Consider the following 11,973-nt stretch of genomic DNA (forward strand, 5'->3'; position numbering starts at 1 on the left):
GGTTGTTCGGCTCCGTGCCGCCACCCTGCCGCACTCCGAACGCCCTCAAGAAACCAGCTACTCGAAAGATCAAGCGATCAAAAACACTCACTAAGCATCCCGTCCACCAATCCGTGCGTGCGTGCCACTCCTGAGGGCTGAATGCTGCGGGGCACCGCGCTACACAAAGGCGCCAACAGCGTCCCACGCCGCCGCACCTAGCTTTGCGTGATGCCGGACTCTCTGGTCGAACGACTGTTGATCTGGGCCATGAGTTCCCGGTTCGCAGCGCGTGAGGCGGCGAGGTCCTCGCCCCGTTCGACGAGTTCAGCGCGGAGATCGAGGATCTGCTGTTCCAACTCGGTGACCCGACGAGTGAGCGTCTCGATGCCGGTCGGGGCGCCGAGGCCGGAGGCTTCCCAAGCCGCCTGTCCCAGGGCCTCGGAAAGGCGTCGTTCGAGCCGGGTGATGTGCGCGGACAGGCAGCTATTGCGGGCCGTGAGGTTCGCGACGTCGGCCAGCAGCTACTGGCGGCTGACCTGCGTTCCCGCCGTTGCGCCGGGCGAGGCTCGGCCGCGCGGGTGAGCAGTTTCCGCGACGCGGACGGTGTCACCGGCCCGCACCATGCTTACCAGTTTCCGTCATCCGGGCCCTGGGCGAGGGTGTTGATGGCGAAGTCGTCGAAGACTTCATCCCGCCGTTCTCCGGTCACATGACCCATCGGACGTGACCTGGGCAACCGTCGACTTGTTGGCTCCGTATGAGCTTTGCCCGCCCCTGTCAAAGGTGGGCGGGCGTTCCGGAGCGTCCTGCCAGTTCCAACGTCAGCGCAGGTACGTCTTCTGCCACTCGACCGAGGGCATGTTCAGCGCTGCTTCGGCGAGGGCCTGGGCGGAGGCGGTCTTGAGCTTGGCGAGGCTGGTGTCGATCCAGTTCTGGACGTTGGCGCAGCCCTGTTCGCGGTACTCGACGGCCTGGACGAGGCATTCGAGCTTGTCGGCGTCGTGGGCGACGACGACTTCGAGGGAGTCGCCGTTCTCGTACTCCTGGACGACGCGTTGGACGCCGGCGGCGACCGCGGGGTGGGCAGCGGAGACCTGGTCGGCGGTGACCTTCTCGTTGGAGGCGGCTTCCACGTAGCGGCGGCCGATGTGGGGGATGTCGCCGACGCGGGTCTCCTGGGTGTCGTGGAAGAGGCACATCAGGGCGACCTTGGCGGGGTCGGCGCCTTCCATCATCGCCAGGACGGCACCGATGACGCCGACGCGGAAGCTGTGTTCGGCGATGCTCTCGGGGTCTTTCACGCCGGCGATCCACCAACCGGTGCGCTTGGCGCGCTTGAGCATGCCCATCTCCAGGAGGTACCCCGCCGTGCCTCGCGCGTTGGTCGTCTCGTCCGCCATGGTGCCCTCCGGTGTCAGTGCTGCTGATCGCGTAGAACGTAGTGCACGGCGCCGAGTTCGCGCCGGGATCGTGGGGAGATCACGCCAGCGTCGAGTATCCGCGCCACCCTGTCGGCAAGGGAGTGGGCGAGGGTTGGGGATGCTCGTGGGAGCCAAGGGTGGGCTGTGAGCAGTGCCCACAGGGAGTGGGCGTAGAGGTCGACATAGCCCGGTGATTCGACGAAGCCGCGGGCGAGGTCGCGCAGGAGGGTGACCGGGTCCCAGCCGGTCAGGGCGCGGTCGGCCATGAAGTGGTCGTTGGCCTGCGGTTCGCGCAGAGCGCCCATCCAGTAAGCCCAGTAGTTGAGGTTGGCGGCCTCGGCCGCGTCGTCGTCGGCCATGGCTCGGTCGATGAAGTCCAGGAGCGGGACCGGGTCGCCGCGGCGGGACAGGGCGGTGGCGGTGGAGCGGGCCTCTGCCCAGCGTGGGGAGCCGCCTCGGGCGGTGGTAATGCCGCGGCGGGCGTGAAGGGCGTGGGCGGCCCAGGAGTCGGCCTCGGGACTGCGGTCGTAGGAGGTGAGGTAGAGCGCCTGACGGCGGAGGAGGGCCTGTCCGTCGCCGGCCTGGGCGGCGGCTTCCACGGCGTCACGCAGGTTGGTGAAGAAGGCAGTCCGATCCTGGGCGCCCATCAGGGGAGCCTCTGCCACAGGACCACGCCGGGAGGGGCTGCGGTCGCGTAAGGCCGGTGGCGCCGTGCCGTTCACAGCCCAGGCGATCATGTGGGCGGTGTCGCGGGTGTGGACCCATCCGGCCAGGGGGTGCAGGTCGGGCTGCTCGGGTGGGGCGAGCGCGGCATCGACGATCCGGTCTGCGTCCATGGCGGCGTCCAGAAGGCCGAGGGCGGCGTGATCCGCACCGAGGGTCAGCAGGCGGCGCTTGAGGTCGAGGAATGCGCCGGCCTTCATGTTGGCCAAGGGTCGCCGGCCAGACTCCCGCCCCTGCACCGTGCCGAGGTCGACGCCGAGCGCCTCGGCCATGGCGGTCTGCGTGAGCGGGATGGACTCCCTGGTCAGACGCAGCACGAAGCCGGCGACTGCCCCTGCGGAGAGGCGAGTTCGGCTGGACGGTCTGGCACTCATGAGGACCCTCCGGTGCGCCCTGCCACCTAACACGTACTGGTAGTCAGTCCTACCGCGCTTCTGCCGACCCTACGTTCAGGGAGTGCCAACTTCCAGGGCATGAGCGGGCCTTGGGAGTTGGCAACCGCCGGGTCGGCCGCAATCCGCACGCGCCCCGATCGGCGTACGGCCCTGGCCGCCGCTGTCCCCCGACAGGGGCGGCCAGGGCGCCTCCCACCCCTGATGAGGAGCTGCGCTGTGAACGCCCTGCCTCCTGTGGTCGGACCGCGCGACGACGCGGCACCGCGCCCTCCCGCACGACCCTCCCCTCGGCGACCCACGGGTGCCCTGGAGGCAGCAAGGGCAAAGCGGCGAACGCTTCGCGTCTTCCGGGGCGACCGGTACGGCCAACTCCACGTAAGCGAGGAGCCGAACGAAGCCTTCGATGCGCGAGCCGACGAACCCGCCACGCACCGGCCTGCTCCTGGAAACGTACCCAAACCACCCTACGAGCGTGGCGAGTTGCTGCTGCATGCCTCATACGCAGCCACGCCCGCGCACGTCCCGGTGGCCCGTGGCGACGTCTCCCGAACGCTGCGAAGACACGGGATCACGGCACGCGCCGACGACACCAGACTGCTGGTCAGCGAGCTCATCACCAACGCCATCGGGCACTCCCCCGGCGCCGACGTCACCGTCACCGTCCGCTCCCTCCCGGGCGGGCTGGTGGTGGCGGTGAGCGACGCGTGCCCCACCCCGCCCCGGCGTCGTCGGCCGTCTGCCGACGACGAACGAGGTCGCGGCCTCCAGCTCCTTGAACTCCTCGCCGACGCCTGGGGATTCGACATCACCAGCCACGGGACCAAGGTCGTCTGGTGCCGCATCCACCTGAGTCCACCAACACGCATCCACCCCGAGCAGGAGAACACGCAGTGAGCGCCGCACGACCGGCTCAACCCCAGATCGCCCTGACCCTGCTGGACCTCAAACGCCAGCACCAGCAGGCCCGCGCCCACGCCGACCTCCACGCCGATGAGGTGTCCGAGGTCACGGTGCGGGAGATCGAGGACACCGCCACCGAGACGCTCCGCTTGGTCATCGCCCTGCACGGCTGGCCCGGCCACCCTCTGGTCGGCGAGGCCGGTGCCAACGCCGCCTGGTGGATCGCCCATCACTCCGGAGACCGGACCCTCCAACACGAGGCACTCGCGTTGCTCGAAGAGGCCGTTGCGGCCGGGCCGGCGTTGATCAGGCCGCGCACTTCCTCGTTCTTCTCCGCGGCCTTGGTGGTGCCGAAGAGGGTGTCGGCCTCGTCGACCAGGAGGGTGGGCGGGTCCTCGTCGTCGATCGACCGGAAGATCGCCGCAGCACTGGCGTTGACCGTGATCAGCGGGTGGTGCACCGTCTCGGTGATCACGTCCAGCAGCCGCGACTTCCCGCACCGCTTCTCCGGCGCCACGATCGCCAGACGCGGCGCATGCTGCCACGCCCGCTGCAGGTGCGTCGCCGCCACCCACAACGTCACCGCCGTGAGCGCTTCTTCATTGGGCATCACCACATACCGCGCGATCTGCGCCCGCAGATCGGCCAGCACCTGCTCGCCCTGACGCACAGGCCCAACAAACGTGCCAGCAGTCGTCGTTCGAGGCTTCGGGACGGACGACTGCTTCGCCGCATCACCGCCCGAAGGCGCCTCGTTCCCCGCCTCGACTCGCGCGTCGACCAGGTGGGCACCCGGCTGCCCTGGAATCGCGGTCACCGGCCAGATCGTCTCGTCGGTCTGGGAATGTGCGTCGGGTGTCGTAGGTTGCACAGGGCAGCTCCTCGTCTGCGGCGCCGGGCATGCTGGCTCAGCGCACGCGGATCGTTCGGTGGATACGGGCGGTGGGAGTGTGCTGAGCCTCCGGCGTTGCCGCGCCGGGGGCTCGCTTTGTCCCGTGACGGGACATCTGGGGTGTCCCGTGGCGGGACACGCGAGGCGTTTAGTTTCTGAACGCGCGGGACGTTCAGTGTCTGAACGTGTGGGTCGTTCAGTTTCTGAACACGGACAGTACGTCCACCCCCTGGCACAGTCCAGCGTGTCTGTGTCAGCTCAGCGCAGAACCGTTTGCTACGGTGCCCCGCTCTCGCGCCGCCAGGCCCAGCAGCTCCAGCAGGTCGGCCGTCACCACGCGGTAGGTGTTGCCCAGCCGCAGCACCCGACAGGGGTACTGGCCTCGCTTCGCCAACGCGTACCCCTTGCTCCGCCCCAACCCGAGTGCCCGGTTGCCCGTTTCCAGGTCAACAGCGGCCGGGAGGGACAGCAACTCCTCCCGACTCATGCCCTTCATCCGGTCGGCGATCTCGTTGTCGCGCATGCAGCGCACCCCTTTTCGATACAGCCGTCGGCGAACGTGCCCATCACGTCCATCTCCAGGCGTCTATCAACCAGGATGACCAAGCTAATGTGTCCACATGACACAACGCCGTTTCGATGATGAAGAGGACGACGTTCCCGAGTGGGCGGACCGGATCAAGGCCAACGTGGCCGGCGAAGTCCGCCGCAGGAGAAAGGAGATGGGATGGAGCGCGCATGACCTGGCCGACCGGTGCGAGCAACTCGGGCACTCGATCCCGCGCAACGTGATCGCCAACATGGAGTCCGGTCGCCGCGCCAACCTCCCGCTGGTGGACGTCATGGTCCTGGCCGCCGCCCTGGAGACCTACCCGGTCTGCCTGATCTTCCCCGTCGGCTACGTCGAGGAGACCCAGGAGCTCCCCTTCCAGGACCTCATCCCCACCTGGGAAGCGTTGCGCCGCTTCACCGGCGAGGAGGAGGTGTCTTTGCACGACCCGGGCCTGGTCCCCGACTTCGAGCACCACGCCAGCCTCGTCCGCACCGCGCTCGCCGCGCTCGAAGAGGAAGAACAGGCCCGCTTCGCGGCCAAGGCGGCGACCAGTCGCGCCCAACGCGAAGAAGCCGAACGCAAACAGCGCGAATACGCCGACCAGGCCATCTCCGCCAAGTACACCCTCCGCTACCTCCGTCGCGACATCCGCGACGAAGGAGCCGCCCCACCCGACCTGCCACCCGCACTGGGCGACGTCGACCCACCTGAGTCAGACCCCAACACCTCATCGGAGGAACGCCTTTGAAGGGCTCCACCCACCGCCGCTGCTACTGCCGTGACCCCAAGACCGGCAAGCCCCTCGGCAAGAGCTGTCCGAAGCTCTCCAGCCGGAAGCACGGCTCGTACTCGATACGCCAGGAACTCCCGCCCCGCCAGGACGGCACCCGTCGCTCCTTCAGCCGCGCCGGCTACGAGACCCTCAAGGCTGCCCAGGCTGATCTGGACCACATACGCGCGCTCCTCGGGCTCGCCGACGCCGACGATCCCGAGGGGCTGGCGCAGATCGCCGAACTGTTGGAGAAGGTGGCCGACGAGAAGGCTTCGCTGCCGGAGGTCGAGGCGACCCGTCGTCGTCTCAGCCACGGCCTAGACCTGACCAGCCGCCTCACCGTCGGCGACTGGCTGGACATGTGGCTGGCGGGCAAGAAAGGGCGACAGAGTGCCATCAGCCGCGACGAGAGCAACATCCGGCTCCACCTCAAACCGCGTATCGGGGACCTGCGGCTGGACCGCCTTCGGGTTGCCCACCTGTCGGAGATGTTCGAGGCCATCGCCGAGGCCAACGTCGAAATCGCCGAGGGCAACTCCGCGCGCCGCAAGGCGGTCGAGGACCTCGCCCAAATCCCGTGGAAGGGTCGTGAACATCGCGCCCGCCGCAAGGCGATGAAGGCGGCCATCGACGAGATGGATCCCTACCGCCGCATCGTGGGGCCCGCTACGCGCCAGCGTGTGCGCTCCACGCTGCGGGCCGCGCTGAACGCCGCGATTGCCCAGCAGTTGATCACCTTCAACCCGGCCGCCCACGTCGAGTTGGAGGCGGGTAAGCGCCCCAAGGCTCTCGTGTGGACCGAGGAGCGCATCCTCCACTGGAAGCGCACCGGCGAGAAGCCCTCGCCTGTGATGGTGTGGACGCCGGAGCACACCGGCCTCTTCCTCGACCAGGTCGCGGAGGACCGCCTGTACGCCCTGTGGCACCTGATCACCTTCCGCGGGCTACGAAGGGGCGAAGCGTGCGGGCAGAGGTGGACCGACACGCACCTCGACGACGGCCGCATCACCGTCGCCAAGCAACTCGTCGTAGACGGCTGGGAGGTGTACGAGGACGACCCCAAAACCGACGCCGGTGCGCGCACCATCGCGCTCGACACGGACACCATCCAAGCCCTCAAGCAGCACCGCACCCAACAGGACGTAGACCGTGCGAAGTGGGGCAGTGCCTGGGTGGAGACCGGACGCGTCTTCACCCGCGAGAACGGCGAGATGCTCCACCCGGCCAACGTCACCCGCCGCTTCGTCGAGTTGTGCGAGGAGATCGGCCTTCCACCGATCCGGCTCCACGACCTGCGCCACGGAGCGGCAACCCTCGCCCACGCGGCCGGCGCCGACCTGAAGGACATTCAGGAGATGCTCGGCCACTCCTCCATCACGATCACGGCGGACACGTACACGAGTCTGCTCCCCGAGGCGGATCGGGCGATCGCCGAAGCCGCGGCCCGGCTCGTGCCGCGCGCACGTGCCGCTTCCGAGGGTGCCGTGCACGCGACGGAGGGGGACGCCGCCCCGGCATCCGAACCCGGGTCCGACGAGGCTGAGGAGACGCATCTCGAGCCAGAAATGACAGAGGAATCCCGCCCGGAGTCCGTGCCGAATGGTGCTGATTCGTCGGGCGGGGAACCGGGGTCTGGCACCCCGTCCGCTCACGCAAACGGCCCCGGACGAGGAGTCCGAGGCCGAATAAAACGCCTCCTTGGGGAGAAACCCCAGGTCAGCGCGCTACTACAAAGTGCCCCCGGGCAGATTCGAACTGCCGACACCCGCTTTAGGAGGGGGGAGGGGACACGGCGGGCGGAGGAACCGACCAGGAACTGCGTGCCGCTGGTGCGTATGCCGTGGAACCAGTTGGCGTCGAAGCCGGCGTCGGCGAGCAGCAACATCGACGGGTCCAGTGCGCCGAGAAGGCGCCGGGCATAGGTGAGTTCGCCCTCGTCCTCGGGGGCGAAGGCCGCGGCCAGCAGGGCACGGGTGCCGCACCCCACAGGGCGACCAGCCGCAGCAGCGGGTAGCCGAACTCCAGTATTTCCCCGGCGCGCTTCGGGTAACGCCAGGTGACCTGGGCATCGTCGGGAGCGTGCAGCTGGGTGCCGTCCACGGCGACGCACCGCAGGCCGCGCCAGAACACGCCCGGCCGCCCGGGATCCCCGACCGGGCCGGCCAGCGTGTCGAACAGTAGCTTCAGCGGTGCCGCGCCGATACGGCGGTGGGCTCGCGACAGCGAGGAGACGGCAGGGCGTACCAATGCCAGCGGTGTGCGCGAGGAGGTCATCGCCGCCCAGGCTGTCCGGTAGGAGTACGACTCGAACAGGTCCAGGGTGCGCATGAAGTACACCACCACCCGCGACGGCAGGACCCCGAGTCTGCGCTGGACCGTCCCCGTCTCCTCCAGCATCGCGTCCACCAGGGCGAAGTCGATGAACCGGGTCAGCTCACCCAGATGCCCCGGCGCGAACACACCCCCGGCCGTCTCGACGGTACGCAAATGACAGACTTCTCCCGCAACGGGACTCCTTCTTGATCAACATGCCTGGCAGCAAGCTGCTCTTCAGGGGTCCCGTTGCAGCTTTTCAGGGCACAACGGTCTGAGAGCCAAGGGTCAAAACCCCTCGAACTGCTCATCCACCATGTAATGCAGCGGTGTTGAGGCCGAGGCACTCACTCTGAAGCCATCAGTTATGCGCCATTGATTGCGGTGAGGATGTCGGTCCTGGCTGCGCGGCGGGCGGGCCAGAGGGCGGCCAGTGTTCCGAGGGGCGCGGACAGTGCGAGGAAGGCGGCTGTGCGGCCCCAGGGCAGGACGAATTCGTAGGCGGTGAACTGCTGGCGGATGAGTTCGCCGGCGGCCCAGCCGAGGAGGATGCCCAGGCCGGTGCCCAAGAGTGCGCCGAAGAGCGAGATGGTCAGGGCTTCCAGGCGGATCATCCGTTTGACGCCCTTGTGTTCCAGGCCGATGGCGCGCAGTACGCCGATCTCGTGGGAGCGTTCGAAGACGGACATGGCCAGGGTGTTGACGATGCCCAGGCATGCGACGGCCAGGGCGGTGGCAAGCAGGGCGTAGACCATGTTGAGCAGCAGGTTGACGGTCGTGGCGATGCGGTTGGAGACGGCGTGTCTGTCGGCGATCGTGATGACGGGGTTGTTGGCGAGTGCTTGGTGCAGGGTGTCTTTTGCGGCGTCGGTGGCGCCGCCGTGGACCTTGACCATGACTTGCTGGTCGGTGGTGTGGCTCTGGTGCGGGGCGAGGATGGCGTTGTCGAGCAGGATGCCGCGGAAGAGGTCGTTGCCGTGGAAGATGCCGGAGATGGTCAGTGTGCTCTGCTTGCCGTCTTCGAAGGTCACCGGTACCACCGAGCCGGTCTTCCAGCCGCGCGTGGCGGCGGTCTGGGTGTCGGCCACAGCCATGGGCTTGGTGTTGTCGCCGAGCCTGGTGAGGGACCCTTCGGTGAAGTCCAGCCGGATCAGTTCGGAGATGGTCTTGCCGTTGACGCCGGTGAGGCGGGTGTCTGTGCCGTCGACGTTCGCGGAGGCGCTGCGCAGGGGGCTGGTGGCACTCACCCTGGGGGTGGCTGCGAGGGTCTTGTTCACGTCCGGGGAGAGAGCGTTGCCGTTGGCCATGCTGACCAGGTAATCGGCCTTCAGTGACGCGGCGGCTTTGTTGTCGATGCCCTTTTGGACGCTCAGGGCGATGACGGTCAGGCCGGTGATCAGTGTGATCCCGATCATCAGCGCGGAGGCGGTGGCGGCGGTGCGGCGGGGGTTGCGCAGGGCGTTGCTGCGGGCGAGCCTGCCGCAGATGCCGGCGGTGTGCAGGAGTGGGGCGGCTGCCGCGGTCAGCGGGCGCAGCAGCAGTGGCATGAGTACGATCACGCCGGTCAGCAGCAGTGCTGTGCCCGCGCCCATGGGGACTTTGCCGCTGGTGCCCATGCGGGTGGCGGCCAGGACCAGGGCGATGCCTGTCGCAGCCAGTAGTGCGCCGGTGGTGTTGCGCACCGTCAGGGAGCGTGTGGTGGCGGTGGCGTGCACGCTGTTCAGGGCGGCGACCGGCGGGATTTTCGCGGCACGGCGGGCGGGCAGCCAGGCGGCGAGGACGGTGACGGTGATGCCGACGCTCAACGAAAGCAGGACGGTGGCCGGGGAGATGACCAGGGGCCCGTCCGGTACGGTCGCGGAGGTGGTGGTGAGCAGCAAGCGTATTGCGGCGCCGATGCCGATGCCTGTGAGCAGTCCGGACACGCCGGCGACCGTGCCGACGACGAGTGCCTCGATGAGGACCGAGCGGGTGACCTGGCGACGGCTGGCGCCGACCGCGCGCAGCAGCGCGAGCTCCTTGGTGCGCTGGGCGATGAGCATGGTGAAGGTGTTGGCGATGACGAAGACGCCGACGAACAGGGAGATCCCGGCGAAGGTGAGCAGGGTGGTCTTCATGCTGTCCAGGTCCCGGGCGTTGGCCTGGGCCTGCTCGTCGGCGAGCTGAGCGCCGGTGACAGCCCAGGCCGTGTCCTGGCCGTCCGGTCCCTTGGGGAGAATCTTCTCGGTCGCGGCTTTGAGAACCGTCGGTGAGGTGCCGGGGGCGGCTGTGATGACGATTTCGCTGAACTCGCCTGGCTTGGCCAGCAGTTTCTGGGCGGTGGCGGTGTCGAAGAGCGCGAGGCTGCCGCCTGCGGAGACGTTGCCATCCGCGGTGGTGAAGATGCCGGTGAGCTTGGGCCGGAGGACCGGGCCGTTCACGGACATCCGGACGGTGTCGCCGACCTTGTAGCCGGCGCGGTCGGCGGTCTTGGCGTCCAACGCGATCTCGCCCGCACTCTTCGGCGCGCGGCCGTCCTTGAGCGGGTAGCGGGCGTCCTTGCCGTCGGCGCCGGGGGCGTAGTTCGCACCTTGCATGGTGAAACCGTCCCCGACGGGCTTGCCGTCCTTGCCGACAACGGCCGTGAAACCGGAGACGGTGCCGCTCACAGCAGCAGCCCCTGGGAGCTTGCCTGCTGCCTGCAGCAGATCCTGGCCGAGTCCTGCAGAGCCGCTGGGGCGGATAGCGACGTCGAGGTGGTTGAAGCCCTTCTGGGAGTTTTTCTGGTACGCCTCGGAGATGGTCGAGGTGAAGATCAGGGTGCCGGAAACGAACGCCACGCCGAGCAGTACGGCGAGCACGGTCATCAGCAGCCTGGCCTTGTGCGCGAGCACATTGCGCAAAGCGGTACGGAACATGGGGAGGTCAGTCCTGGAGATCGTGTCCGGCGATGGTCAGCTCGTACGGCCCTTGGCGTCGAACCGCTTCAACCGGTCGAGGACGGCGTCGGCGGTGGGGTCGCGCATGTCGTCGACGATGCGGCCGTCGGCGAGGAAGACGACGCGGTCGGCGTAGGAGGCGGCGACGGGGTCGTGCGTGACCATGACGACGGTCTGGCCGAGTTCGCGCACGGAGTTGCGCAGGAAGCCCAGGACCTCGGCGCCGGAGCGGGAGTCGAGGTTGCCGGTGGGCTCGTCGGCGAACATGATCTCGGGGCGCCCGGCGAGGGCGCGGGCGACGGCGACGCGCTGCTGCTGGCCGCCGGAGAGCTGGCTTGGGCGGTGCTTGAGACGGCCGGAGAGGCCGACGGTGTCGACGACCATGTCCAGCCACTTCTGGTCGGGCTTGCGGCCGGCGATGTCCATGGGGAGCGTGATGTTCTCCAGGGCCGTCAGGGTGGGCAGCAGGTTGAAGGCCTGGAAGATGAAGCCGATCTTGTCGCGGCGCAGCCGGGTCAGCTTCTTGTCATTCAGCCCGGTCAGTTCGACCTCGCCGATGCGGGCCGAGCCGCGGGAGACGGTGTCGAGCCCGGCCATGCAGTGCATGAGGGTCGACTTGCCGGAGCCGGAGGGGCCCATGATCGCGGTGAACTCGGCCTGGCGAAACTCCACGGAGACGGCGTCCAAGGCGACCACCTGGGTCTCGCCCTGCCCGTAGGCCTTGGTGAGATCCGTGGCACGGGCCGCCACTGCGGCAGTTGCAGGTGCTGAGAGCAAGGAAGCCTCCGGAAAGAGAACGTTGCTTCCCATCCTTCACTGCCGCCACGATGACAATCATCCACCGCGCGGCCTACATCCGACTCCGCCCCAGGAACTACCGACCTGTCAACTTTTGGCCCTATACGCGCCACCTGTCCATCACCTCAGCAGGCCCGTGACCTCTTCGGCGCCGGCGGCCTCGGGCTGTCGTCGTTGTGCCGCGGCGACCTGGGCGGTCAGCAGCATGTAGGGGCTCTCCTGCGTCAGATCGAAGAAGTCCTTGGCGTCCTCGGCGAGGACCGCGGGGGCGAACGGGCGGAAGGATTCACGGAACTTGGTCTTGCG

At 68.3% G+C, this 11,973-nt stretch carries 10 protein-coding genes and 2 pseudogenes; 3 read left to right on the top strand and 9 right to left on the bottom strand.

All coding sequences use genetic code 11. The annotated features are described in order from the left end of the window. Positions 1-197: 197 nt before the first annotated feature. The 3 genes from ACIQU6_RS42515 to ACIQU6_RS42525 form a co-directional block, all read right to left on the bottom strand. Positions 198-338: a hypothetical protein gene (locus ACIQU6_RS42515; protein ID WP_403487717.1), complete on the bottom strand. Its 141-nt coding sequence runs from the start codon at positions 336-338 to the stop codon at positions 198-200. A 465-nt stretch (positions 339-803) separates the two neighbouring features. After that, complete coding sequence (locus ACIQU6_RS42520) at positions 804-1,382, bottom strand: HD family hydrolase (protein WP_403487719.1); 579 nt, start codon at positions 1,380-1,382, stop codon at positions 804-806. Between the two features lie 14 nt (positions 1,383-1,396). Further along, positions 1,397-2,500 carry a helix-turn-helix domain-containing protein gene (locus tag ACIQU6_RS42525; protein WP_403487721.1) on the bottom strand — a complete coding sequence of 368 codons (1,104 nt, stop codon included), beginning with the start codon at positions 2,498-2,500 and terminating at the stop codon, positions 1,397-1,399. A gap of 501 nt (positions 2,501-3,001) precedes the next feature. Here ACIQU6_RS42525 and ACIQU6_RS42530 point away from each other — a divergent pair. Continuing rightward, positions 3,002-3,415: an ATP-binding protein gene (locus ACIQU6_RS42530; RefSeq protein ID WP_403487723.1), complete on the top strand. Its 414-nt coding sequence runs from the start codon at positions 3,002-3,004 to the stop codon at positions 3,413-3,415. Positions 3,416-3,716: 301 nt separating this feature from the next. Here the strand turns inward: ACIQU6_RS42530 and ACIQU6_RS42535 are convergent. Both ACIQU6_RS42535 and ACIQU6_RS42540 read right to left on the bottom strand, forming a co-directional pair. Continuing rightward, positions 3,717-4,292: pseudogene (locus tag ACIQU6_RS42535) on the bottom strand (hypothetical protein); the annotation flags it as partial. Positions 4,293-4,566: 274 nt separating this feature from the next. Continuing rightward, positions 4,567-4,836: a hypothetical protein gene (locus ACIQU6_RS42540; protein WP_403487725.1), complete on the bottom strand. Its 270-nt coding sequence runs from the start codon at positions 4,834-4,836 to the stop codon at positions 4,567-4,569. Between the two features lie 97 nt (positions 4,837-4,933). On the opposite strand from ACIQU6_RS42540, the gene ACIQU6_RS42545 reads away from it, so the two are divergent. Next, the gene (locus ACIQU6_RS42545) at positions 4,934-5,614 is read left to right on the top strand and encodes a transcriptional regulator (protein WP_403487727.1); all 681 of its coding nucleotides are present in this window, start codon (positions 4,934-4,936) and stop codon (positions 5,612-5,614) included. After that, positions 5,611-7,327 (top strand): annotated as a pseudogene (gene xerC, locus ACIQU6_RS42550) (tyrosine recombinase XerC). Before ACIQU6_RS42545 ends, xerC begins: the two are co-directional and overlap by 4 nt. Positions 7,328-7,408: 81 nt before the next feature. Here xerC and ACIQU6_RS42555 read toward each other — a convergent pair. The 4 genes from ACIQU6_RS42555 to ACIQU6_RS42570 all read right to left on the bottom strand — a co-directional run. Then, positions 7,409-8,098 carry a transposase domain-containing protein gene (locus ACIQU6_RS42555; RefSeq protein ID WP_403487735.1) on the bottom strand — a complete coding sequence of 230 codons (690 nt, stop codon included), beginning with the start codon at positions 8,096-8,098 and terminating at the stop codon, positions 7,409-7,411. A 218-nt stretch (positions 8,099-8,316) separates the two neighbouring features. Next, a complete protein-coding gene (locus ACIQU6_RS42560) occupies positions 8,317-10,848 on the bottom strand; it encodes an ABC transporter permease (RefSeq protein WP_403487729.1) in 2,532 nt (843 codons plus the stop codon). Between the two features lie 36 nt (positions 10,849-10,884). Then, on the bottom strand, positions 10,885-11,679 hold the full coding sequence (locus ACIQU6_RS42565) for an ABC transporter ATP-binding protein (protein ID WP_403487731.1): 795 nt from the start codon (positions 11,677-11,679) through the stop codon (positions 10,885-10,887). Positions 11,680-11,787: 108 nt separating this feature from the next. Further along, positions 11,788-11,973: carbamoyltransferase C-terminal domain-containing protein (locus tag ACIQU6_RS42570; protein WP_403487733.1), on the bottom strand; the 186-nt coding region annotated here is incomplete at its 5' end.

Source organism: Streptomyces sp. NPDC090442 (assembly GCF_044769405.1).
Lineage (GTDB): Bacteria > Actinomycetota > Actinomycetes > Streptomycetales > Streptomycetaceae > Streptomyces.

Excerpts from the sequence above, each read along its gene's own strand:
- ACIQU6_RS42520 (WP_403487719.1), bottom strand. The coding sequence starts at position 1,382 with ATGGCGGACGAGACGACCAACGCGCGAGGCACGGCGGGGTACCTCCTG.
- ACIQU6_RS42525 (WP_403487721.1), bottom strand. The coding sequence starts at position 2,500 with ATGAGTGCCAGACCGTCCAGCCGAACTCGCCTCTCCGCAGGGGCAGTC.
- ACIQU6_RS42540 (WP_403487725.1), bottom strand. The coding sequence starts at position 4,836 with ATGCGCGACAACGAGATCGCCGACCGGATGAAGGGCATGAGTCGGGAG.
- ACIQU6_RS42545 (WP_403487727.1), top strand. The coding sequence starts at position 4,934 with ATGACACAACGCCGTTTCGATGATGAAGAGGACGACGTTCCCGAGTGG.
- ACIQU6_RS42560 (WP_403487729.1), bottom strand. The coding sequence starts at position 10,848 with ATGTTCCGTACCGCTTTGCGCAATGTGCTCGCGCACAAGGCCAGGCTG.
- ACIQU6_RS42565 (WP_403487731.1), bottom strand. The coding sequence starts at position 11,679 with ATGGGAAGCAACGTTCTCTTTCCGGAGGCTTCCTTGCTCTCAGCACCT.